This is a genomic window from Variovorax sp. LARHSF232 (genome assembly GCF_052871435.1).
Window position 1 is genome coordinate 688,226 of record NZ_JBIXJS010000003.1, and the last position, 23,308, is coordinate 711,533.

The following is a 23,308-nucleotide window of genomic DNA, read 5'->3' on the forward strand; positions in this document are numbered from 1 at the left end:
CTTTGCAATGACTGAAACCATCCTCGACGTCAAAGGAATCTCCAAGCGATTCGGCGGCCTGCAGGCGCTGTCCGACGTGGGCATTTCCATCCAGCGCGGCCAGGTGTATGGCCTGATCGGCCCCAACGGCGCCGGCAAGACCACCTTCTTCAACGTCATCACCGGCTTGTACACGCCCGACAGCGGGAGCTTCCAGCTGGCCGGCAAGCCCTACCAGCCGACGGCCGTGCACGAAGTGGCCAAGGCGGGCATCGCGCGCACCTTCCAGAACATCCGCCTCTTCGCCGACATGACGGCGCTGGAGAACGTGATGGTGGGGCGCCATATCCGCACCCATTCCGGCGTGATCGGTGCCATCCTGCGCACCAAGAGCTTCAAGGCCGAAGAGGACGCCATCGCCGAACGCGCCCACCAGCTGCTCGACTACGTGGGCATCGGCAAGTACGCGGACTTCAAGGCGCGCACGCTCAGCTACGGCGACCAGCGCCGCCTGGAGATCGCACGTGCCCTGGCGACCGACCCGCAACTCATCGCCCTGGATGAGCCCGCGGCCGGCATGAATGCCACCGAGAAGATGCAACTGCGCGAGCTGATCGACCGCATTCGCAAGGACGACCGGACGATCCTGCTCATCGAGCACGACGTGAAACTGGTGATGGGCCTGTGCGACCGCGTCACGGTGCTCGACTACGGCAAGCAGATTGCCGAAGGAACGCCGGCCGACGTGCAGAAGAACGAAAAAGTGATCGAGGCCTACCTCGGCACCGGAGGACATTGAGATGAGCAGCAAAACTTTGCTGAAGGTCAGCGGCCTGAAGGTCGCTTACGGCGGGATCCAGGCCGTTAAGGGCGTCGATTTCGAAGTGCACGAGGGCGAACTGGTGTCGCTGATCGGTTCCAACGGCGCCGGCAAGACCACCACCATGAAGGCCATCACCGGCACCCAGCCGGCGCTGGCGGGCGACATCGAATTCCTGGGCAAGAACATCAGGGGCCGTGGTGCCTGGGACCTGGTGGAAGAAGGCCTGGTGATGGTGCCCGAAGGCCGCGGCGTCTTCACCCGCATGACGATCACCGAGAACTTGCAGATCGGCGCCTTCATCCGCAAGGACAAGGCCGCGATCGCGCAGGACATGGAGCGCGTGTTCGCCACCTTCCCGCGCCTGAAGGAGCGCGCCACGCAGCTGGCCGGCACCATGTCGGGCGGCGAGCAGCAGATGCTGGCCATGGGCCGCGCCCTGATGGCGCGCCCCAAGGTGCTGCTTTTGGACGAGCCCTCGATGGGCCTGTCGCCCATCATGGTCGACAAGATCTTCGAGGTGGTGCAGGACGTCTACAAGCAGGGCGTCACCATCCTGCTGGTGGAGCAGAACGCCAGCCGCGCCCTGCAGCTGGCCGACCGCGGCTACGTGATGGAGTCGGGCCTCATCACCATGAGCGGCGATGCCAAGGTGATGCTGAGCGACCCCAAGGTGCGGGCCGCCTACCTCGGCGAATAAGAAAAAAGCCGGCAGCAGCCGGCTTTTTTTTTCTGAGTCGCAGATCAAGCGTCAGTCGACGCGGGCGCCGGTGGCCTTGACCACCTTCTCGTACTTCGCCAGTTCGCTCTTCATGAAGGCGCCGAACTGATCGGGCGTGTTGCCCACCGGCTCGGCCATCAGCGCGGCAAAGCGAGTTTTGGTTTCGGGCGCCTGCAGCGCGGCGACGAAAGCCTTGCTCATCTTGTCGATGGTCTCGCGCGGCGTGCCGGCAGGGGCCACCAGGCCCCACCAGGTGTCGATCGAGAAGCCCTTGAGTGTGTCGGCGACCGGCGGCACATCGGGAAGCATCGGGCTGCGCGCCACGGTGGTCACGGCCAGGGCCTTGAGCTTGCCCGAGCGGATGTTGGGCGCGGCGGTGGCCAGGTTGTCGAAGTTGAAGTCGACCTGCTGCGACAGCAGCGCCAGTTGCGCCGGGTTGCCGCCGTTGTAGGGAATGTGCAGGGCGAAGATGCCTGCTTCCTTCTTGAACATCTCGCCCGCCAGGTGGCCGGCGCTGCCGTTGCCGCCGCTGCCGTAGTTGAGCTTGCCCGGATTCGCCTTGGCGTAGGCGATGAGGTCCTGCAGATTGCTGATCTTCAGGCGCTGCGCGGCCTCGGCATTCATCACCAGCACATTGGGCACCCGCACCATTTGCGTGATGGGCGCGAAATCGGTGGCCGCGTTGTATGGCATCTTGGCGTAGAGCCATGGATTGACCGCGTTGGTGGCGGTGGCGGCAATGCCAATCGTCAGGCCGTCGGGCGCGGCCTTGGCCACCATGTCGGCGCCGATGTTGCCGCCGGCGCCCGGCTTGTTGTCGATGATCACGGTGCCCAGCGAGTCCTTCACGCGCTCGGCGAGCGCGCGGGCGGTGACGTCGATCGGGCCACCCGCCGCATAGGGCACGATCAGGCGGATTGGCCGGCCTTGTTGCTGCTGCGCGAAGGCGGGCAGGGTGGCCGTGGCCAGCATTGCAATGGCGGTCGAAATCAGAAGACGTCTTGAAGTCATGGGGGCAGGGTCAGGGCATGGCCTTGTCGGCCTCGGTGGTGAATGCATCGGCGAAAAACTCCTCTTCCGGCAGGCCGGCGCGGGCGACGTAATCGTGCCGCGCCGAGTCCACCACGATCGGTGCGCCGCAGGCATACACCTGGTGGCCGGACAGGTCGGCGATGTCTTCCAGCACCGCCAGGTGGACGAAGCCGGTGCGGCCGGTCCAGTTGTCTTCCGGAACTGCGTTCGACACCACCGGCACGTAGCGCAGATTGGGCATCGCAGCCACGCGCTCGCGCATCCAGTCGTCCATGTACAGGTCTTCGGGCCGGCGGCCGCCCCAGTACAGCGCCGTGGGCCGCTCTAGCCCCAAGTGCGCCATGTGCTCGATCAGCGCCTTGATGGGCGCAAAGCCGGTGCCGGAAGCCAGCAGCACGACCGGCTTGTCGGACTCCTCGCGCAGGAAGAAGCTGCCGTAGGGCCCTTCGATGCGCAGGATTTCCTTTTCCTTCATGGCGCCGAACACGTGATCGGTGAAGCGGCCGCCCGGCAGGTGGCGCACATGCAGTTCCAGGCCGGTGCCCGGCTGGGCCAGCAGGTGCGGCGCGTTCGCCATCGAATAGCTGCGGCGCACGCCGCCTTGCAGGATGAATTCGACGTACTGGCCGGCGTGGAACTGCAGCGGCGCGCCCGCCGGCATCTGCAGCTTGATGGCCATCACGTCGTGCGACAGGCGGGTGAGGGCCTGCACGCGTACCGGCATCTTGCGGATCGGGAAGGCGCCGGCTTCGGTGACCTGGCGCGATTCCAGCACCACGTCGCTCTTGGCCACCGAGCAGCAGGTGAGCACGTAGCCGTTGATCTGCTCTTCGGCGCTCAAGGCCTTGCTCTGATGCACACCGATGGAGACCTCGCCCGACAGCTTCTTGCACTTGCAGGAGCCGCAGGCGCCGTCCTTGCAGCCGTAGGGCAGGCCGATGCCTTGGCGGATGGCGGCGGCCAGGACGGTTTCGTCGCCATGCGCGACGAAATTTCGTCCGCTCGGCTCGACGGTGATGGAAAAGCCCGCCTCGGGCGCCCCTGAACTCATGGGTATTCTTCGGTCCGACAAAAGGATGGAATTTTGCCTGCAAACCATAGTCCCCTCGGCGCGCTGCCCGCGCGCTTTCGCCGTGAACGGGTGCTGATCGTCGGCTGCGGCGACGTGGGCCTGCGCGCGGCGCGGCTGCTCAAGGGCAGGGTGCGCCTGCTGGCCCTGACCTCATCGGCGAGCCGCGTGGCTGAGCTGCGCACGGCCGGTCTGACCCCCATCGTGGCTAACCTCGACCAACCGCAGAGCCTGCATCGCCTGGCCGGACTGGCCGATCGGGTGCTGCATCTGGCGCCGCCGCCGCGCATCGAGAGCGGGCGCTGGTGGCGCGATGCGCGCACCAGCGCGCTGGTGCAGGCGCTGCGGCGCCGCAGCCTGCCGCTGTCCTTGGTCTATGGCTCGACCAGCGGCGTCTACGGCGACTGCGGTGGCGACAGGGTCCTGGAATCGCGCACCGTGCATCCGGACACGCCGCGCGCGCATCGCCGCGTGGATGCCGAGCGCGCGGTGCGCTGGTTGGGCCGCGCCGGCGTCAGGGCAAGCATTTTGCGCATCCCCGGCATCTACGCGCCCGATCGCGAAGGCGGCACGCCGCGCGAGCGCCTGACGCGTGGCACGCCCGTGCTGGCGCGCGAGGACGATGTCTACACCAGCCACATCCATGCCGACGACCTGGCGCGCGCCTGCCTGCTGGCGCTATGGCGTGGCGGGCCGCAGCGCGTCTTTCACGTGAGCGACGACACCGAACTGAAGATGGGCGACTACTTCGACCTGGCGGCAGACCTCTACGGCATGGCTCGGCCGCCGCGCATTGCGCGCAACGAGGCGCAAGGGCAATTGCCGCTGCAGCTGCTGAGCTTCATGAGCGAATCGAGGCGCCTGGACAACACGCGGATGAAGCGCGAGCTGCGCCTGCGGCTGCGGCATCCGACGGTAGCGACGGGCTTGCGCGCTTCATGAGGGATTGAACCAGGTGGGCCTGCAAGACCCTGACAAGGGTTGGGCCAAATACTGGTGCACTGGTGCACTGGTGCCCGAGGCCGGAATCGAACCGGCACGCCTTGCGGCGGGGGATTTTGAGTCCCCTGCGTCTACCAATTTCACCACTCGGGCCGTGAGGGGGAAGAGAGCCCGAAATTATGGCACAGTGCTTGGCATGAAGTACCCGACGATCGAAGACGCCATCGGCAAGACGCCGCTGGCGGCCCTGCAAAGAATCGAAGCCGCGGACAACGCGCGCCGAGGCAATGTCATCCTGGCCAAGCTGGAAGGCAACAACCCGGCCGGCTCGGTGAAAGACCGGCCGGCCCTGTCGATGATCAAGCGGGCCGAGGAGCGCGGCGAGATCAAGCCAGGCGACACCCTGATCGAGGCGACCTCGGGCAACACCGGCATCGCGCTGGCCATGGCGGCCGCCATCCGTGGCTACCGCATGGTGCTGATCATGCCGGAGGACCTGTCGGTGGAGCGTGCGCAAACCATGAAGGCTTTCGGCGCCGAGCTGGTGCTCACGCCCAAGAGCGGCGGCATGGAATACGCGCGCGACCTGGCCGAGCAGATGATGGCCCAGGGCAAGGGCCGCGTGCTCGACCAGTTTGCCAACTCGGACAACACGCGCATCCACTACGAGACCACCGGCCCCGAGATCTGGCAGGACACCCAGGGCCGCATCACCCATTTCGTGAGCGCCATGGGCACCACCGGCACCATCACCGGCGTCTCGCACTACCTGAAGGAAAAGAACTCCGCGATCCAGATCATCGGCGCGCAGCCGGACGAGGGCTCGCGCATTCCGGGCATCCGCAAGTGGCCGCAGGAATACCTGCCCAAGATCTACGAGCCCAGCCGCGTCGACCAGCTGGTGCATGTGAGCCAGGACAACGCCGAGGAAATGTGCCGCCGGCTGGCGCGCGAAGAGGGCATCTTTGCCGGCATCTCTTCCGCCGGCGCCCTGTGGGTCGCGCTGCAGATTGCCAGGACGGTGGAGAACGCCACCATCGTCTTCGTGGTGTGCGACCGCGGCGACCGCTACCTGTCGACCGGCGTCTTTCCGGCCTGAGCGCGACGATGCCGCATCCCAAGTTTTGCCAGGCCTGCGCCACACCGCTCGAATGGGTCGTGCAGCCGGAGGACGGAGGTCCCAAGGAGCGGCTGCGATGCCGCGCCTGCGGACATACGCACTGGAACAATCCCACGCCCGTGCTGGCGGCGATCGTCGAGTACCGCGGCCAGGTGCTGCTGGCGCGCAATGCGGCGTGGCCGACCAAGATGTACGCCCTGATCACCGGCTTCATGGAGGCGGGCGAGACACCCGAGGAGGGCATCGCTCGCGAGGTGAAGGAAGAAACCAACCTCGATGTGAGCTTCACGAAGATCGTGGGTGCCTACGACTTCCAGCGCATGAACCAGGTCATCATTGCCTACCACGTGGTGGCTGATGGCGAGGTCCGTTTGTCGCCCGAGCTGGTCGACTACCGGCTGTACGACCTGCCGCAGCTCAAGTGTTGGCCCGCGGGAACGGGCTACGCGCTGGCCGACTGGCTGCGTACCCGGGGGCACGAGCCGGTGTTTTTCACGCAAGCCGAGAACGAAGAGCGGCGCAGGGGCCTGAACCTGCCGCCACAGGAGCCAACACGTGCAAGTTGATCGCGAAATCGACACCCGCGGGCTCAATTGCCCGCTGCCCATCCTGAAGGCCAAGAAGTCGCTCAACGAAATGCAGAGCGGCCAGCTGCTGAAGGTGGTCTCCACCGATCCGGGCTCGGTGCGCGACTTCCAGGCCTTCTCGCGCCAGACCGGCAACGAACTGGTCGAGCAGCAGACGGCCGGCAGCGACTACATCCACGTGCTGCGCCGGCGCTGAGCGCCGGCGGGCCCAGCGGTCAGAGCGTCAGGCTCTTGAGGTAGCGGCGAAACTCCTCGCCCACCTCGGCGTGCTGCAGGGCCAGTTCCACCGTCGCCTGCAGAAAACCTTCCTTGCTGCCGCAGTCGTAACGCGTGCCTTGATAGGCGTAGGCGTAGACCGATTCCTTGTCGAGCAGCGCGGCGATGCCGTCGGTGAGCTGGATCTCGCCACCCGCGCCCTTGGGCTGGTTGCGGATCTGCGAAAACACCGAAGGCGAAAGGATGTAGCGGCCCGCCACGCCCAGGCGCGAAGGCGCGGCCTCGGGGCTGGGCTTCTCGACCATGCGGCGCACGCGGGTCAGGCCGTCTTCGACGCCGTCGCCCGCCACGATGCCGTAGCGCTTCACATGTTCCAGCGGCACTTCCTGCACCGCCAGGATGGAGCCGCCGAGCCGCTCGTGCGCACGCACCATCTGCGTGAGGATGCCCTCGCCGCCGGCGGGGCCGACCATCAGGTCATCGGCCAGCAGCACCGCAAAGGGCTCGTCGCCCACCAGGTGCTCGGCGCACAGCACGGCATGGCCCAGGCCCAGCATGCGCGGCTGGCGCACGTAGGAACAGGTCATGTCGTCCGGCACGACGGAGCGCGCGATTTCCAGCAAGGCGGTCTTCTGCGCGGCCTCGAGCTGGCTTTCCAGCTCGTAGGCGGTGTCGTAGTGGTCTTCGATGGCGCGCTTGTTGCGGCCGGTGACGAAGATCATGTCGCGGATGCCAGCGGCATACGCTTCTTCGACGGCGTACTGGATCAGCGGCTTGTCGACCACCGGCAGCATTTCCTTGGGTTGCGCCTTGGTGGCGGGGAGAAAGCGGGTGCCGAAGCCCGCCACGGGGAAAACGGCCTTGCGGATACGCGTCGTCGAAGTAGGCATGCTGTTGCGGTTGATAGGTGTCGTGATCGCCGATGGTAAGCGCCACGACACCTTCGCCGTGTCAGCCGAGACGCACTACCTGGTCTTTCAGCCTAGTCAACATGGCGGAAAACTCCGCGACCCGCTGCTTTTCCTGTTCGATGACGGCCGGCGGCGCCTTGGCCACGAAGGCCTCGTTGCCCAGCTTGGCAGTGGCCTTGGCGATCTCGCCTTCGATGCGGGCCAGCTCCTTGCCGATGCGGGCCTTCTCGGCCGCCTTGTCGATTTCCATGTGCAGGCACAGGCGCGCCGGCCCGACCACCGCCACCGGCGCCGCCTCGGCGGCCGCGGTCCACGCGGCCTCGTCGTCGAACACCTTCACTTCGCTCAGCTTGGCCAGGGCCTGGAGAACCGGCGCGCTGCTGCGCAGGAACGCGGCACTGCCCGCATCGTCTGCCACCGCGTACAGCGGGAAGCGGGTGGCGGGCGAAACCTTCATCTCGCCGCGCAGGGTGCGGCAGGCGTCGACCAGGGCCTTCAGGCGCGCCACATACGCTTCTGCCGCCTCGTCGATCTTCCCGCTCTGGCTCTCCGGATAGGCGGCGATCATGATCGATTCGCCCTGGCGGCCGGCCACCGGCGCCACCTTCTGCCACAGCGCCTCGGTGATGAATGGGATGACCGGGTGGGCCAGGCGCAGCAGCGCTTCCAACGTACGGATCAGGGTGCGGCGGGTGGCGCGCTGCTGGGCGTCGTCGCCGGTCTGGATCTGCACCTTGGCGATTTCCAGGTACCAGTCGCAGAACTCGTCCCAGGCAAACTGGTAGATGGCGTTGGCGACGTTGTCGAGGCGGTATTCCTCGAAGCCCTTGGCCACTTCGGCTTCCACGCGCTGCAAGGCCGATGCGATCCAGCGGTCCGCCTGGCTGAAGTCGAGGTAGCCGTGCGCCGGGCCGCCGGGCGCGCACTCGGCCTTGGTGTGCTCGCGCAGGCCGCAGTCCTGGCCTTCGCAGTTCATCAGCACGAAGCGGGTGGCGTTCCACAGCTTGTTGCAGAAGTTGCGATAGCCCTCGCAGCGCTTGGCGTCGAAGTTGATGCTGCGGCCCAGCGAGGCGAGTGATGCAAAGGTGAAGCGCAGCGCATCGGCGCCGAAGGCCGGGATGCCGTCCGGAAATTCCTTTTGCGTGTTCTTGCGCACGGTGGGCGCGGTCTCGGGCTTGCGCAGGCCCTGGGTGCGCTTGTCCAGCAACTCGGGCAGTTCGATGCCGTCGATCAGGTCCACCGGATCGAGCACGTTGCCTTCGGACTTGCTCATCTTGTTGCCGTGCGAATCGCGCACCAGGCCGTGGATGTAGACGTGCCTGAACGGCACCTTGCCGGTGAAATGCTTGGTCATCATGATCATCCGGGCGACCCAGAAGAAGATGATGTCGTAGCCGGTCACCAGCACGCTCGAGGGCAGGTACAGATCCAGGTCCTGCGTCTTCTCGGGCCAGCCCAGGGTCGAGAAGGGCACCAGGGCGGCCGAGTACCAGGTGTCGAGCACATCCTGGTCGCGGGTGAGCTTCTTGCCGGGCGCCTGGGCTTGTGCCGCGGCCTCGTCTTCGGCGACGTAGACCAAGCCGGCTTCGTCGTACCAGGCGGGAATCTGGTGGCCCCACCAGAGCTGGCGCGAGATGGTCCAGTCCTGGATGTTCTCCATCCAGTGGTTGTAGGTGTTGACCCAGTTCTCGGGCACGAAGCGCACTTCGCCCGACTTCACCGCCTCGATGGCCTTGTGCGCGATGGAGGTACCGTCGTTGGCCGGCTTGGTCATGGCCACAAACCACTGGTCGGTGAGCATCGGCTCCACCACCGCGCCGGTACGGGCGCAGCGCGGCACCATGAGCTTGTGCTTCTTGGTCTCGACGAGCAGGCCCAGTTCCTTCAAGTCGGCCACGACCGACTTGCGGGCATCGAAGCGATCGAGGCGGCGGTACTTTTCCGGCGCGTTGTCGTTGATGGTGGCGTCCAGCGTCAGCACGCCGATGATCGGCAACTGGTGGCGCAGGCCCACTGCGTAGTCGTTGTGGTCGTGCGCCGGCGTGACCTTGACTACGCCGGTGCCGAATTCCTTGTCCACGTATTCGTCGGCAATCACCGGGATGAGGCGGTCCACCAGCGGCAGCTTGACCTGCTGGCCCACCAGGTGCTTGTAGCGCTCGTCCTCGGGATGAACCATCACCGCCACGTCGCCCAGCATGGTCTCCGGACGCGTGGTGGCCACCGTGAGCGAGCCGCTGCCGTCGGCCAGCGGGTAGGCGATGTGCCAGAGGAAGCCGTCTTCTTCCTCGCTCTCGACTTCCAGGTCGCTGACCGCGGTCTTGATGGTCGGGTCCCAGTTGACCAGGCGCTTGCCGCGATAGATCAGGCCCTCGTTGTAGAGCTGCACGAAGGTCTGGGTGACCACCTTCGACAGCTTGTCGTCCATGGTGAAGTACTCGCGGCTCCAGTCCACCGTGTCGCCCATGCGGCGCATCTGGCTGGTGATGGTGTTGCCGGACTTCTCCTTCCATTCCCAGACCTTCGCGACGAAGTTCTTGCGGCCCAGGTCGTGGCGGCTGAGTTTTTGCTCCTGCAGCTGGCGCTCCACCACGATCTGCGTCGCGATGCCGGCGTGGTCCGAGCCCGGCAGCCACAGCGTGTTGGCGCCCTTCATGCGGTGGTAGCGCGTCAGGCTGTCCATGATCGTCTGGTTGAAGGCATGGCCCATGTGCAGGGTGCCGGTGACGTTGGGCGGCGGCAGCTGGATGGCGAAGGAGGGGGCGCCGTTCTGGGGCGCCTTGGTGCCGCGGTAGCCGGCCTGCGCGTAGCCGCGCCGTTCCCATTCGGGACCCCAGTGCGCCTCGAGGGCGGCGGGTTCGAAGGACTTGGACAGGCTCTCGAGGCCAGGCTGGTTCAGGGTGTCGCTCATGGGGGGCGATGGGTGGGCGTTCAAGGGAGGCGGCATGGATACGGCACCCCGCATGCGGGGTGCCGCCGTGATTCGGAAGGGAGAACCCGCGATTTTATTCGAGCGCCCTGGCGCGCAGGTCCGCGGCCCCGCCATGTCGCGCTGCGCGCGGTGCGTGAGTTCACAACCCGGGAGTCGTCGTCAGCGCCAATCCAAATCGGCATCTAGCTTCCCAAGGTGCAGGCAATCTGAATTTGACTTGTGAATTTTCCGAATAGAGAAATTATTTTCAATTCTTCGACAATTCGCGATCATTGCGTGGTCGGCAATGCGTCGGATGAAATTCATTGGCGCTGAAAGTCGACAATAAATACTCGTGGAATTTTCGTTGTCAACATGCTGATCAGACGATCTGCGGCAAACGTGTAGGAAAAATCTTGGCTTGTGATTCCTGCTTTCTGGATCATCTTGCAGAAAATTCCGAATGAAAAATAGCCGTTTCTCAATCTAGAGAATTGCTTGTTGTGCGGATCGTGCACCAAATGTGAAAAATCAACGAGTCTCTCGATCTGGCATTTTCTCTATTGGGCAGATCTGGCTCGGACGTCAGGATAATCATTGTCAAATATTTGCGAGCTCGCAGCTTGAAATGCGAAAGGCGCGCTTATGTGACCCGCAACCTGTCAAAACAAGCGACAGCAGAGAACCAACATGACGATCACTGTTAGGAAAAAAAGGCAATCCACTCGCCTGGTGCGCAGCCGTGCCGCCCAAGCCGCCTTGCTGACGCTGGTATTGGCAGGCTGCGCCGTGCAGCCGAAACCCCTCGAGACGCAGGAAAACCGGGCCCGGGCCACCGACCTGATGGCGCGCGTCGATGCCGATCAAGAGCCGGTGAGCGCACCGATCGACCTATACGAAGCCATGGCCCGAGCCATCAAGTACAACTTGGACGGTCGTGTCGAACTGATGAACCTGGCCCTGAGCCAGCGCGAACTGGATCTGCAGCGCTACGACATGCTGCCCAAGTTCGTTGCTTCGCTGGACTATGCCGGCCGCGACAACTACTCGGGTGGCATCAGCCGTTCGCTGCTGACCGGCCAGACTTCGCTCGAGCCCTCGACGTCTTCCGACAAGAATGTGTTGTCGGGCGATCTTTCGCTGAGCTGGGACGTGCTGGACTTCGGCCTGTCGTACGTGCGCGCCAAGCAGGCGGCGGATCAGGTCAACATTGCCGACGAGCGCAAGCGCAAGGTGGTCAACCGCATCGTCGAAGACGTGCGTTCGGCCTACTGGCGCGCCGTCAGTGCCGAGCGGCTGCTGGGCAAGACTCAAGAGCTCGAGCGCGTGACGCAAGCGGCGTTGGGCCAGGCCGAACGCCAGGAGAAGGCCGGCTTTACCGCCCCGCTGGCGCCGCTGACCTATCAGCGCGAACTGCTGAGCATCAGGCGCGATGCCCAGGCCCTGGGCCGCGAGTTGGGCGTGGCCAAGCAGCAATTGGCGGCGCTCATGAACCTGCCGCCCAACACCAAGTACACGGTGGCGCTGCCCTCGCAGTCGACGGTGTGGAAGCCGCTGGAGCTGCCCGGCATCCAAGGCGCCGACTACGTGGCCATGGTGCGCACGGCCATCGAGAACCGCCCGGAGTTGCGCGAAGTGGCCTACCAGCTGCGCAGCAACGATCAGGAAACCACCGCGGCCTATCTTCGTGCGCTGCCCAGCCTGCGCGTGTTCGCCGGCCTCGACTTCAGTGACAACAGCTTTCTCTACAACAACAACTGGGTGGGCTGGGGCGCGCGTGCCAGCTGGAATGTGCTCAACGTGTTCCGCCTGCCGGCCGAGAAGGAAAAGATCAAGGCCCAAGGCCAACTGCTCGATCAGCGGCAGCTGGCCCTCACCACGGCGGTGGCCACTCAGGTGGAAGTCAGTCGTGTCCGCTATGCCCTGCGCCTGAACGAACTCCAGACCGCCAAGCGCTACCAGGACGTGCAGAGCCGGATCGAGGGGCAGATCGAGGCCGGCTACAAGGCTGAGAAGCTCAGCCGCCAGACGCTGATCCGCGAGCAGATGAACACGCTGGTCTCGCAGGTGCGCTACGACATGGCCCTGGCCGATCTGCAGAACGCCTATGCCAACGTGTACGCCTCGCTGGGCATCGACCCGGTCGAAGCCGGCATGACAACGACCGAATCGGTGACCGAACTCGCCGGCAAGTTGCGGAGCATGTGGGCCAAGCGCCACGACGCGGTGGCCGGTTCGCCCAACGCTTCAACCTCGCCAGAGCGGACGCACAAGACAACAGGATCTGCTCACAGCAGCCCCGCAACCGGAGGCTGAGGCCGCTGCGTTGCCGTACTCGAAACCTTGGATGGATGCAGCGCATCATGAAGATACTGATGAACTCGAACTCCTTGTCACCGCGACGCGCTTCGCTGTGGCTGGTGGGCCTGCTGCTCGCAAGCCCCGTGACCTGGGCTGCCACGCCAGCGGAGTCCAGCGTGGCGCGCGGTGTGCTGCGGGCCGAGCGCGAGGCCGTCCTTTCATCCGCGGTATCGGAGCGCATCGTGCGCATGCCCTTCCGCGAGGGCGAGCACTTCGACAAGGGCGACGCACTGGTCACTTTCGACTGCGGGCGCCTGGGCGCTGAGCTTCGCGCCGCACGAGCGGGCGCCGCGGTGGAAGAGCGCAATGCCAAGGTGCAGGCCGAGCTGCTGGCCATGGACGCCACCGGACGTGCCGACGCCGACATTGCCCGCCTGAAGGAAAAGGAGCGCGATGCGCAGGCCGACGTAATCCATGAGCGCATGTCCGGCTGCAAGGTTGTGGCCCCGTTCGCGGGCCGCGTGGTCGAGACGATGGCGCGCGCGCACGAGACGCCACCGCCCAACGAGAAGTTGATCAAGATCGTCAGCGACGGCCCGCTGGAACTGCACATGGTGGTGCCGTCCAAGTGGCTGTCGTGGCTGCACAAGGACTCCACCGTCGCCTTCAAGGTCGACGAGACCGGCGACGTCCTCCAGGCCAAGGTCCAGCGCATCTCCGCCGCGGTCGATGCCGTGAGCCAGACCGTGAAGATCGTGGCAGCCGTCGACAAGGTGCCCGCCACCGTGCGGCCCGGCATGAGTGGCCGCGCCACGCTCAACGGCGTCACCAGCGACGACAAAGGCGCCGCGCGCGCGGCGAAGCCTGCGGCCGCCATGCTGGAGCCCGTGTCGCGCACGATTCCCGTGCGAGAACGGAGGTAAGGGCGATGACATTGCCTGCTGTTGAAGCGCTGTCCGACGAGCCGAAAGAGCCGTCTCGTACGCGCTTGGTGTCCAGGGAAGCGGCCAACGGCGTCGTCAGGCGCCGCGCGTCGATCGGCGCGGCGCCGGCTGAAGCCGATGCCGGCTCACTCCGGCCTTCGCGCGAAGCGGCAGCGGCAGCGAGCAACGGTACGAGCCCGGCCAGTGCCCACCTGATTCGCATCGAGGGTGAGCTGCGCCGCTGCATGACGCGCGACGCGCTGTGGCAGCACCTGGCCAACGAGGCGGTGGCGCTGCTGCCCTTCGGCCAGGCGCTGGTGTTCGAGGCGCAGGCGCCCGCGGTGTCACGGCTGCCCTGGCGGGCGCACACGGGCGTGTCCGGCGCATCCGGCGACGCCCTGCGCTGGAAGACCGTGGCCGTATCCGGGCTGGCGCGGGTTAACCGCGACGCCCCCATGACGCGCTGGTACGAGAACATCGGCGCCTCCGTGTGGCGGCAAGGCGAGGCGGCACGCTCGGTCCATGTGTTCGAGCTGCCCGCGCACGCCGACGCGGACGACCCCTGCACCGAGGATGCCGTCCTGCGCCACCTGATGTGGGTGCCGCTGGCCGACAGCGCGCAACCCGTTGCCGCCGGCTGGCTGCTGGCGCGCGAGCTTCCCTGGGACGATGCGCACCAGAAGCTGGCCGCGCGCCTGGCCCAGGCCTATGCCCACGGCCTGAGCGCGATCGAAGGCCGTGCGAAGCCGCCGCGCGCCTGGCGCCGCCACCAGACCCAACTGGCCGTCGCCGCCGCCATCGCCGCGCTGGCGCTGGTGTTCGTGCAGGTGCCGCTGACCACGCTGGCCCCGGTGGAGGTCACGCCGCAAGATCCGTTCGTGGTGGCCGCGCCGGTGCCCGGCGTCGTCGAGCGGATCCTGGTGTCCCCGGGCGCGCAGGTGCGCGAAGGCACGCCACTGGTGCAACTGGTGGACACCACGCTGCGCAGCGATTTCGAAGTGGCCAGCCAGAAGCTGGAAGTGTCGCGCGCCAAGATGCTGCGCCTGCAGCAGGCCTCGGTGGACGACGCCACCGCCAAGCGCGAGCTGGCCATTGCCCAGAGTGAGCAAAGCGTGGCCCAGGCCGAGCGCGACTACGCAGAGGCCTTGCTCGACAAGTCGATCATCAAGGCCGCGCGCGCCGGCGTGGCGCTGTATGGCGACCCGCAGGACTGGGTCGGGCGCCCGGTGGCCGTGGGCGAGGCCATCATGCGCGTGGCCGACCCGCAGCGCGTGGAGTTCCAGATCAAGGTGCCGGTGGCCGACGCGGTGAACCTGCACGAGGGCGCGCAGGTCAAGGTGTTCCTGGATGCCGACCCCCTGCATCCCCTGGACGCCCGGATCGTTCGTGCCGCCTACAAGGCCGAGGCCGACGCCGCCGGCGTGGCCAGCTTCACCGTGACCGCGCGCGCCGGCCGCGCCGATGCGCGCGTCGAGCGCCTGGGCTTGCGCGGCACGGCGCGCGTGTATGGCGAGGACGTCTCGCTTCTGTACTACCTGCTGCGCCGGCCGATCACCGCCGTGCGCCAATGGACCGGGATCTGAGGCCATGGACGCCGCTCGCATGACGATGCCCGCCCAGGCATCGGGCCCCGCACAAAATGCCGCCGCCTTCGACGCGCAGGCGCTGCCGCCATTGCGCAAGGACCTTCGACTGATCGACGGCGGTGCCGCCGGCCGCAGCCATGACGCCGTGGCGCAATGGAAGATCCACGATCCGCTGGCGCAGCGCTTCTTCGAAGTGGACCGCGGTGTGGTGGAGATGCTGGCGCAGTGGCCTGCCGGCACCGTCGGCGCCATGCGCGACGCGGTGGCGCGCGCCACCGGGCGGCGCCCCGCCGAGCAGGACGTGAAGGCGCTCATCGAATTCCTGATGGCGCACGAACTCGTGCGGGCCATGCCACAGCACAGCTATGCGCAGGCGCGCCAGCGGGCCGCGCGGCAAAACACCGCTTGGAGCCAGCGCCTGCTGCACGGCTACCTGTTCTTCAAGGTGCCGCTGGCACGGCCCGACGCCTTCTTGCGCCGCACGCTGCCCTGCGTTTCGTTCTGCTTCAAGCCCGCCTTCTGGGTGTTCCTGGCGGCGCTGGGCCTATTCAGCCTGTACCTGGTGTCGCGCCAGTGGGAGCGCTTCCTTTCCACCTTCCCCGACATGTTCTCGATCGCCGGCATGGCCACCTTCGGCCTGAGCCTGGCGCTGATCAAGACACTGCACGAACTCGGGCACGGCTACACGGCCGTGCGCATGGGCTCGCGCGTCACCACCATGGGCGTGGCCTTCATCGTGATGACGCCGGTGCTCTACACCGACACCACCGATGCCTGGCGCCTGCCGGATCGCCGCCAGCGGGTGCTGATCGACGCCGCCGGCATGGCCGTCGAGATCATGGTCGCAGTGCTGGCCAGCCTGGCCTGGGTGTTCCTGCCCGATGGGGCGCTGCGCCATGCGGCCTTCGCCCTGGCCACCACCGGCTGGGTGCTCAGCGTGCTGGTCAACATCAACCCGCTGATGCGCTTCGACGGCTACTACCTGTTCAGCGACTTGATGGGCTACCCGAACTTGCAGGAGCGTTCCTTCGCCATGGGGCGCTGGTACCTGCGCGAACTGCTGTTCGGCTATGGCGACGGGCAGCCCGAACCGGCGCACGGGCGCGGCAAGTGGTTTCTCGTCGGCTTTGCCTATGCCACCTGGGTCTACCGCGTCCTGCTCTTCCTGGGCATCGCGCTGCTCGTCTATCACCTGTTCTTCAAGCTGCTGGGCGTCGCGCTGTTCGCGGTGGAGATCGCCTGGTTCATCGTGCTGCCGATCTGGCGCGAACTGCGCGTGTGGCTGGCGCGTCGCCGCGAGAGCGGTGCGCGCGTGCGCATCACCGCCGTGGTGGCGCTGGCGCTGCTAGGGGCGCTGCTCGTCCCCATGCCGTATACCGTGCGCATTCCGGCCGTGCTGAGCGCGGCCGAGCAGGCGCCGGTCTTCGCATCGCAGCCGGCGCGCCTGGAGGAAGTGCATGTCCACCCAGGCCAGGCCGTTCGCGCAGGCCAGGTGCTGCTCACCTTGACAGCGCCGCTGATCGATCAGCAACTGCTGGCCTCGCACGATCGCGCCGCCTTGCTCGAGGAGCGCCTGGGCCGGCGCAGCGCGGACGATCGCGATCTGTCGGAAAGCCTGGTTCTGGCACGGGAACTGAGGCTCGAGCGTGACCGCATCGAGGGCTTGCTGCGCGAGAAGGCCCGCCTGGTTGTGCGCGCGCCGCTCGACGGTGTCGTGGCGGAACTGGCGCAGGACCTGCATGCGGGCCGCTGGTTGAACGACAAGACGCGACTGGCCGTGGTGGCCGCGACTGGCGCGCTGGAAGCGCGCGGCTGTGGATGGCGACGACCTGCGGCGCATCGAGGACGGCGACACCGGCCGCTTCGTCGACGAACTGCACCTGCTGCCGGCCCGCGACGCCACGGTGCAACGCATCGGCGCCGCCGCGTCGGACCACCTGGACAACTGGCTCGTCGCGTCGGTGTTTGGCGGGCCCGTGGCCTCACGCATGCAAGACCGCAAGGCGCGTGCCGAGCACGCGATGTTCGAAGTGTCGGCGCGTGTGGCCGCACCCGCCGGCCAGGCCTTGCCGCCGACCGAAATCCGCGGCGAACTCCAGGTGCGCGGTGCGCCGCAGAGCCTGGCGATGCGAATGATCCGTCGCGTGGCATCGGTGCTGGTGCGCGAGGGAGCGGCATGACCCGATCGGCATTTCGCACGGATCCGTACCCGGATTTGCGCCTCGTCCGGCGCGCAAGGATGCAGGCAGGCGCTGCCGATCGCTGCGCGGCAATCGTTTTGTAAGTTTTTTTATCAGGCACACCCCTGGGCACATCGACCGGAAGGGTGAATGCACAAAAGGGAGTTTCCAGCATGTTCAAACCGTCCCAATCCCGCAAGCGCAAGGCCTCCAAGGGCAAGGCGGCGATCGCTGCGCAAACCCGGCTGCATCTGCGGCCGCTGGAGCAGCGCGTGCTGCTCGACGCCGCCGCTGTGCAGACCGCGCAGGAAGTGGCAGCGCAGGGCGGGGCCGGGATGCCGCCAGACGATGTGACCGAGAGCGGCGACGCCGACCTGATCGCGGCGCTGGAGACCAGCACGGATGCCGCGCAGGCCGGCGCCGAGCAGGCAGCCAACGCTATCTACTTCGTCGATCGCTCGGTGCCTGAGGTGCAGACGCTGGTCGATGCCCTGCCGTCCGGCGCCGAGGTGCACTACATCGAAGCCGGCGTGGATGGCGTCGAGTTCATCGCCGCCACGCTGCAGGGGCGCAGCGAGGTGGCGGCGATCCACGTCCTGAGCCATGGCGAGGCGGGTCAGCTTCAACTGGGCTCGGCGGAACTCACGGCCGCCAGCATGCAGGGGGCCTACCGCGATGAGTTGCTGGCCATTGGGCAGGCGCTCACCGCCGACGCAGACATTCTGGTCTATGGCTGCGATTTCGGACAGGGCGATGTGGGTGGGCAAGCGGCCGAACTCCTGAGCAGCCTGACGGGTGCGGACGTTGCGTCGTCCATCGACCTCACCGGCGCTGCGGAACTGGGTGGCGATTGGCACCTGGAGCGCGAAGTCGGAACGGTGGAGACCCGTGCGGTTGCGGCCGATGCCTGGGACCACCTGCTGCTTGCGCCGACGATGTCGACCACGAGCTTCACCATCGTGAGCACCACCGAAGACCTGGGCGGAACAGCGGCGGTCACGGATCCGAATGTGCCGCCGCCCGCGCGGCCGGGCATTGCCGTTTCCACCTTCGCCGTCACCACGACGGACGGGGACACGAGCGCGGCCGCACCCGGCATTGCCATTGTCGGTGCGGACAACACCCATGGCCAGTGGTGGTACTCGCTCAACTCGGGAACGACCTGGGCCCAGCTGACGAACATCTCGGACGCCCACGCGATGCTGCTGTCCCGCAATGTCACGACCACCCGCGTGTTCTTCCAGCCCCATGGCGACTTCAACGGCACCAGCACGCTGACCATCCGCGCCTGGGACAAGACTTCTGGCGCCGATGGCCAGTTCGTCAACATCACCGCCACCGGCGGCACCACGGCCTTCTCCAGCACCACGGCCGTTGGCACGCTCACGCTGTCGGCCGTGGCGGACATCATGGCTGACACCATCAATGGCGCCAACGCCGCCGTCGAAGACACGGCCAAGGTCTTCAACCCCATCGCCGGCACCGGCGGCGCGACGGCCGACGCCTTCGAAGGCAGCAACCCGCAGATCACCGCCATTGCCGGCCAGGCCATCGTGCCGGGCGGCACGGTGGCGGTCACCAACGGCACCGTGAGCCTGGGCGCGGATGGCCAGACACTGACGTTCCGGGGCGCGGCGGACTGGAGCGGCACCACCACTTTCAGCTACACCGTCACTTCCGGCAGCGTGACCGAGACGGCCAACATCGCGATGACGGTGACTGCGGTGGCCGATGCGCCACGGATCGACCTGGACACCGCCACGGCGGGTGCCGACTACGCCGCCAACTATGACCAGGGCGCGGTCGCCATCGGCAACCTGGTGTCGGTCACTGATCCGGACGGCGACAACCTCGCGTCGATGACGGTGACGTTGACAGGCGCCACGGCGGCAGACTCGCTTACGCTGATGGGCACGGTGACGGGCATCACGGCCAGCTACAACAGCGCCACCGGCGTGCTCACGCTCAGCGGCAACGCCACGCCGGCCAATTACCAGACGGCGCTGGGCCTGGTGCGCTTTGCCACCACTTCGGGCGCCACGACCGCGCGCACGATCAGCGTCGCGGCCACCTCATCGGCGGTGCCGATCGCGTCCAACGTGGCCGTGGCCACCATCACGCCCGTCGACAGCGACGGCGACGGCGTGGCCAATGCAGGCGACATCGACGATGACAACGACGGCCTGCTGGATACCAGAGAGGCTGGTGTGTCATTGATCGCCGACGGGGGCTTCACCGCAAGCACCTTCGACAGCGGGTGGACTGCCAATAGTGAGAACGTCTTTACCGCGTCCTCTCAGGGAATACCGAACTCAACGCTGACCGGCGGGCTGTTCGACGAACTCAATCCAGGCGGAAATGCGGACACGGGAGCGCGAGGCCTGTATGTCAATTTCGACTTCGCCGACTACTACTACTCGTATGCCATTCCTCAGAATCTCAGCGCCGGCACTTACGACTTTGCTTTTGACCTCGCCAAGGTTCCCGCGTTTTCGGACAGCAGCGGCACTGATTTCTACCGGATCGTTCTGTATTCGGGTTCTGCCACTTCGCCGACGACTTCCATCGTCCTTGCTGCTGGAACGATTCAAAGCCTGACGACAGCGTTCCAGAATTTCTCTGGCTCCGTGACGGTCGCCTCGCCGGGGTCGTACTCGATTCTCGTGCAGGTCAACCCCAACGGTGCGGGCAATGGCGACTTTGTCGTTGACCGCTTGGCTTTCGGACGCTCTGGTGACAAGGATCAGGACTCAGTTCCAGATCGTCTCGATCTCGATTCCGACAATGACGGCATCACCGACAACGTCGAGGCGCAGGCCACGGCCGGCTACCTGGCGCCAAGCGGTCAGGGCAGCGCCGTGGTGGACGCCGACGACGACGGCCTGGACGACCGCTACGACGCCAACACGGCAAACGCCAGCTCGGCGGCGAGCCTGGGGCTGACGCCGGTCGATACCGACGGCGATGCATTGGCGGACTACCTGGATGCGGACAGTGACAACGACGGCAAGCTCGACCTGACCGAGCGCGGCGACGGCCAGCCCACGTCCATGACCAGCACCGCCGACACCGACCGGGACGGCCTGCTTGACATCTTCGAGCACGGCAGCGTGAACGATGGCTTCTATGTCCACGACGGTTCGGTGACCACCAGCGGCAGCGGACTGGCCACCACGGTGGTTTCCATCAACCTGGCAGACAGCGACGAAGACACCGCGGCCAGCGGAAGCGATGCATCGCCGCCCGCACGCGACTTCGACTGGCGCGACAACGTCATGACACCGGCCATCGATCTGAACTCCGCCGTTGGCGCGGCCGACGGATCGCGCGACAACACCGTCAGCCAGACCAGCGGCGGCGCCGCGGTGAACTTGGCCATGGCCAATGCCGATGTCAGCGACTTCGGCGACAACGACCTGGCCAGCCTGCGCATCAGCCTGGGCGGCGTGCAGGACGGCGCCAACGAGGTGCTGAACATCGCTGGCATCGACTTTGCTCTCAATGCCGACCGGTCGCAGGCTGCGACGGTGGATGGCGTCGATTTCCTGATCAGCTATACGGTGGCGGGTGGCTTCGTCATCACGCGCAATGGCGGTGGCGCCATCGCGCAGGCCGCGCTGGACACGCTGGTGCGCGGCATGGCATACCGCCACACGCTGGCATCAGCCACGGCGGGCGCGCGGACGCTGAGTTTCGTCGTCACCGATGCCGGTGGCGCAAGTTCATCCGCCGCCGTGGCCACCGTTCAGGTGGTTCCCGGCAACGTGGCGCCGGTGAATACGGTGCCGGGCGCACGCACGGTCGACGAGGACAGCGCATTGGCCTTCACCGGCGCCAATGCCATCAGCGTCAACGATGCCGATGGCAACCTGGCGAGCACGCACCTGACTGTCGGCAACGGCACGCTGACCGTGAACCTGGTGGGCGGAGCGACGATCTCCGGCGGCGCCAACGGCACGGGGACCTTGACGCTGTCCGGCACGCAGGCGCAGATCAACGCCGCGCTGGCCAGCCTGGTCTACCAGGGCAACGCCAATTTCAACGGCGCCGACACGCTGACCGTGCTGTCGAGGGACAGCGCCGGCGTGCCGCTGTCGGACACTGACACCGTGGCCATCACAGTCAATCCGGTCAACGATGCGCCGGCGGCGGTCGACGACACGGCCAGCACCAACGAAGACACGCCGCTGAGCTCGACGGTGAACCTGCAGGCCAACGACAGCGACCTGGACGGCGACCTGCTGAGCGTGGTGGCGGGCACCTTTGCGACGAGCCAGGGCGGCAGCATCACCATCGCGGCGGACGGCAGCTACACGTACACGCCGCCGGCGAACTTCAGCGGCATCGATACGGTGGACTACACCGTCACGGACGGTTCGCTTACGGACGTGGGCAGGTTGACGATCACCGTCACGGCGGTCAACGACACGCCGGTTCCTTTGGAGCCGGTCCCGCCGACGCCGGGCCAGACCTTCAACCCGGCCACGGGCAACTACGCGGCCGAGACGCAGGAGGACACCGACTTCAGCGGTCGGGTGGCCGCCACCGACGCCGATGGCGACACCCTGAGCTACGCGGTGACGACGCAGCCGACCCATGGGACGGTGACGATCGATGCGGCCACGGGGGCCTACACCTACACGCCGACCCCTGACTTCAACGGCAGCGACAGCTTCGTGGTGACGATCGCCGACGGCAACGGCGGCACGGCGCAGACGACGGTCACCATGACGGTGGCGGCGGTGGCCGATATCGCGGCGGACACGGTGACGACCGTCGAAGACACGCTGGTCAACATCGCCGTGCTGGGCAACGACATGTTCGAGAACGGCGGCCGTTCGGTGACGGCGATCAACGGGGCGGCCGTGACGGTGGGCACGCCCATCGCAGTGTCCAACGGCACGGTGACGCTGAGGGCGAACGGGACGCTGGACTTCCAGCCAACGGCCAACTTCAACGGCGCCACCAGCTTCAGCTACACGGTGACTTCGGGCGGCGTGACCGAGACGGCGAGCGTGACGGTGAATGCCACCGCGAGCAACGACACCCCCGCAAACACGCTGCCCGGAGCGCAGAGCACGTCGGAGGACACGGCCAAGGCGATCGTCGGCGTGTCGGTGGCAGACATCGACAGCGCGAGCCTCACGTCGACGGTGTCCGTGACCGGCGGCACGCTGAGCGTGACGACGGGCGGCGGCGCGACCATCACGGGCAACGGCAGCGCGAGCGTGACGCTTTCGGGCACCGCTGCCGAGATCAACGCGGCGCTGGCGGGGCTGAGCTACACCCCGACGGCCGATTACAACGGCACGGCGACGCTGACGCTGGTGACGAGTGACGGGAGCCTGAACGACACGGACACGGTGGCGATCACGGTGGCGGCGGTGGCCGACATCGCGCCCGACACGGTGACGACCGCCGAAGACATGCCGATCAACGTCGCCGTGCTGGGCAACGACAGCTTCGAGAACGGCGGCCGTTCGGTGACGACGGTCAACGGGGCGGCAGTGACGGTGGACACCCCGGTGGCGGTGTCCAACGGCACGGTGACGCTGAGGGCGAACGGGACGCTGGACTTCCAGCCAGCGGCCAACTTCAACGGTGCCACCAGCTTCAGCTACACGGTGAGCTCCGGCGGCGTGACCGAGACGGCGAGCGTGACAGTGAATGTCACCGCGAGCAACGACACCCCCGTGCCGTTGGAACCGATCCCGCCCACGCCGGGCCAGACCTTCAACCCGGCCACGGGCAACTACGCGGCCGAGACGCAGGAGGACACCGACTTCAGCGGTCGGGTGGCCGCCACCGACGCCGATGGCGACACCCTGAGCTACGCGGTGACCACGCAGCCGACCCATGGGACGGTGACGATCGATGCGGCCACGGGGGCCTACACCTACACGCCGACCCCTGACTTCAACGGCAGCGACAGCTTCGTGGTGACGATCGCCGACGGCAACGGCGGCACGGCGCAGACGACGGTCACCATGACGGTGGCGGCGGTGGCCGA

Annotated in this window: 15 protein-coding genes and 1 tRNA gene; 11 read left to right on the forward strand and 5 right to left on the reverse strand. The window is 66.7% G+C overall.

Annotated features, from left to right (window positions below):
• The first annotated feature begins 7 nt into the window (after positions 1-7).
• Together ACIPRI_RS12110 and ACIPRI_RS12115 are read left to right on the forward strand one after the other, a co-directional pair.
• Entirely contained in the window at positions 8-778 is a 771-nt protein-coding gene (locus ACIPRI_RS12110; protein ID WP_446621671.1) for an ABC transporter ATP-binding protein, read from the forward strand.
• Position 779: 1 nt separating this feature from the next.
• On the forward strand, positions 780-1,499 hold the full coding sequence (locus tag ACIPRI_RS12115) for an ABC transporter ATP-binding protein (protein ID WP_446621672.1): 720 nt from the start codon (positions 780-782) through the stop codon (positions 1,497-1,499).
• Positions 1,500-1,550: 51 nt separating this feature from the next.
• On the opposite strand, the gene ACIPRI_RS12120 is transcribed toward ACIPRI_RS12115, so the two are convergent.
• Both ACIPRI_RS12120 and ACIPRI_RS12125 read right to left on the reverse strand, forming a co-directional pair.
• The gene (locus ACIPRI_RS12120) at positions 1,551-2,531 is read right to left on the reverse strand and encodes a Bug family tripartite tricarboxylate transporter substrate binding protein (RefSeq protein ID WP_446621673.1); all 981 of its coding nucleotides are present in this window, start codon (positions 2,529-2,531) and stop codon (positions 1,551-1,553) included.
• Between the two features lie 10 nt (positions 2,532-2,541).
• A complete protein-coding gene (locus ACIPRI_RS12125; protein ID WP_446621674.1) occupies positions 2,542-3,603 on the reverse strand; it encodes a CDP-6-deoxy-delta-3,4-glucoseen reductase in 1,062 nt (353 codons plus the stop codon).
• 33 nt (positions 3,604-3,636) lie between these two features.
• Here ACIPRI_RS12125 and ACIPRI_RS12130 point away from each other — a divergent pair, with 33 nt between their 5' ends.
• The gene (locus ACIPRI_RS12130) at positions 3,637-4,563 is read left to right on the forward strand and encodes an NAD-dependent epimerase/dehydratase family protein (protein WP_446621675.1); all 927 of its coding nucleotides are present in this window, start codon (positions 3,637-3,639) and stop codon (positions 4,561-4,563) included.
• A gap of 68 nt (positions 4,564-4,631) precedes the next feature.
• Here ACIPRI_RS12130 and ACIPRI_RS12135 read toward each other — a convergent pair.
• A tRNA-Leu gene (locus ACIPRI_RS12135) sits at positions 4,632-4,716 on the reverse strand.
• A gap of 43 nt (positions 4,717-4,759) precedes the next feature.
• Between ACIPRI_RS12135 and cysM the strand changes: the two genes are divergently transcribed.
• Genes cysM through ACIPRI_RS12150 form a run of 3 tightly spaced genes read left to right on the forward strand, consistent with a single transcriptional unit; the run spans position 4,760 to position 6,466 of the window.
• A complete protein-coding gene (gene cysM / locus ACIPRI_RS12140; RefSeq protein ID WP_446621676.1) occupies positions 4,760-5,662 on the forward strand; it encodes a cysteine synthase CysM in 903 nt (300 codons plus the stop codon).
• 8 nt (positions 5,663-5,670) lie between these two features.
• Positions 5,671-6,249: an NUDIX domain-containing protein gene (locus tag ACIPRI_RS12145; protein ID WP_446621677.1), complete on the forward strand. Its 579-nt coding sequence runs from the start codon at positions 5,671-5,673 to the stop codon at positions 6,247-6,249.
• Positions 6,239-6,466: a sulfurtransferase TusA family protein gene (locus tag ACIPRI_RS12150; RefSeq protein WP_446621678.1), complete on the forward strand. Its 228-nt coding sequence runs from the start codon at positions 6,239-6,241 to the stop codon at positions 6,464-6,466. The genes ACIPRI_RS12145 and ACIPRI_RS12150 overlap by 11 nt, the downstream gene beginning before the upstream one ends.
• Before the next feature lie 19 nt (positions 6,467-6,485).
• Here ACIPRI_RS12150 and galU read toward each other — a convergent pair whose 3' ends face one another.
• Positions 6,486-7,376 (reverse strand): UTP--glucose-1-phosphate uridylyltransferase GalU, encoded by an 891-nt coding sequence (galU, locus tag ACIPRI_RS12155; protein WP_446621679.1) that lies wholly within the window; start codon positions 7,374-7,376, stop codon positions 6,486-6,488.
• A gap of 61 nt (positions 7,377-7,437) precedes the next feature.
• Positions 7,438-10,308 (reverse strand): valine--tRNA ligase, encoded by a 2,871-nt coding sequence (locus tag ACIPRI_RS12160; RefSeq protein ID WP_446621680.1) that lies wholly within the window; start codon positions 10,306-10,308, stop codon positions 7,438-7,440.
• A gap of 690 nt (positions 10,309-10,998) precedes the next feature.
• Here ACIPRI_RS12160 and ACIPRI_RS12165 point away from each other — a divergent pair.
• The 5 genes from ACIPRI_RS12165 to ACIPRI_RS12185 form a co-directional block, all read left to right on the forward strand.
• Complete coding sequence (locus ACIPRI_RS12165) at positions 10,999-12,624, forward strand: TolC family protein (RefSeq protein WP_446621681.1); 1,626 nt, start codon at positions 10,999-11,001, stop codon at positions 12,622-12,624.
• A gap of 59 nt (positions 12,625-12,683) precedes the next feature.
• Complete coding sequence (locus ACIPRI_RS12170) at positions 12,684-13,532, forward strand: efflux RND transporter periplasmic adaptor subunit (protein WP_446621682.1); 849 nt, start codon at positions 12,684-12,686, stop codon at positions 13,530-13,532.
• Positions 13,533-13,537: 5 nt separating this feature from the next.
• Entirely contained in the window at positions 13,538-15,115 is a 1,578-nt protein-coding gene (locus ACIPRI_RS12175) for an HlyD family efflux transporter periplasmic adaptor subunit (protein WP_446621683.1), read from the forward strand.
• A 19-nt stretch (positions 15,116-15,134) separates the two neighbouring features.
• Positions 15,135-17,402: a site-2 protease family protein gene (locus tag ACIPRI_RS12180; protein ID WP_446621684.1), complete on the forward strand. Its 2,268-nt coding sequence runs from the start codon at positions 15,135-15,137 to the stop codon at positions 17,400-17,402.
• A gap of 69 nt (positions 17,403-17,471) precedes the next feature.
• The coding region (locus ACIPRI_RS12185; protein WP_446621685.1) for a tandem-95 repeat protein at positions 17,472-23,308 on the forward strand (5,837 nt) is incomplete at its 3' end.

Excerpts from the sequence above, each read along its gene's own strand:
- ACIPRI_RS12110 (WP_446621671.1), top strand. The coding sequence starts at position 8 with ATGACTGAAACCATCCTCGACGTCAAAGGAATCTCCAAGCGATTCGGC.
- ACIPRI_RS12115 (WP_446621672.1), top strand. The coding sequence starts at position 780 with ATGAGCAGCAAAACTTTGCTGAAGGTCAGCGGCCTGAAGGTCGCTTAC.
- ACIPRI_RS12120 (WP_446621673.1), bottom strand. The coding sequence starts at position 2,531 with ATGACTTCAAGACGTCTTCTGATTTCGACCGCCATTGCAATGCTGGCC.
- ACIPRI_RS12125 (WP_446621674.1), bottom strand. The coding sequence starts at position 3,603 with ATGAGTTCAGGGGCGCCCGAGGCGGGCTTTTCCATCACCGTCGAGCCG.
- cysM (WP_446621676.1), top strand. The coding sequence starts at position 4,760 with ATGAAGTACCCGACGATCGAAGACGCCATCGGCAAGACGCCGCTGGCG.
- ACIPRI_RS12145 (WP_446621677.1), top strand. The coding sequence starts at position 5,671 with ATGCCGCATCCCAAGTTTTGCCAGGCCTGCGCCACACCGCTCGAATGG.
- galU (WP_446621679.1), bottom strand. The coding sequence starts at position 7,376 with ATGCCTACTTCGACGACGCGTATCCGCAAGGCCGTTTTCCCCGTGGCG.
- ACIPRI_RS12160 (WP_446621680.1), bottom strand. The coding sequence starts at position 10,308 with ATGAGCGACACCCTGAACCAGCCTGGCCTCGAGAGCCTGTCCAAGTCC.
- ACIPRI_RS12165 (WP_446621681.1), top strand. The coding sequence starts at position 10,999 with ATGACGATCACTGTTAGGAAAAAAAGGCAATCCACTCGCCTGGTGCGC.
- ACIPRI_RS12170 (WP_446621682.1), top strand. The coding sequence starts at position 12,684 with ATGAACTCGAACTCCTTGTCACCGCGACGCGCTTCGCTGTGGCTGGTG.
- ACIPRI_RS12175 (WP_446621683.1), top strand. The coding sequence starts at position 13,538 with ATGACATTGCCTGCTGTTGAAGCGCTGTCCGACGAGCCGAAAGAGCCG.
- ACIPRI_RS12180 (WP_446621684.1), top strand. The coding sequence starts at position 15,135 with ATGACGATGCCCGCCCAGGCATCGGGCCCCGCACAAAATGCCGCCGCC.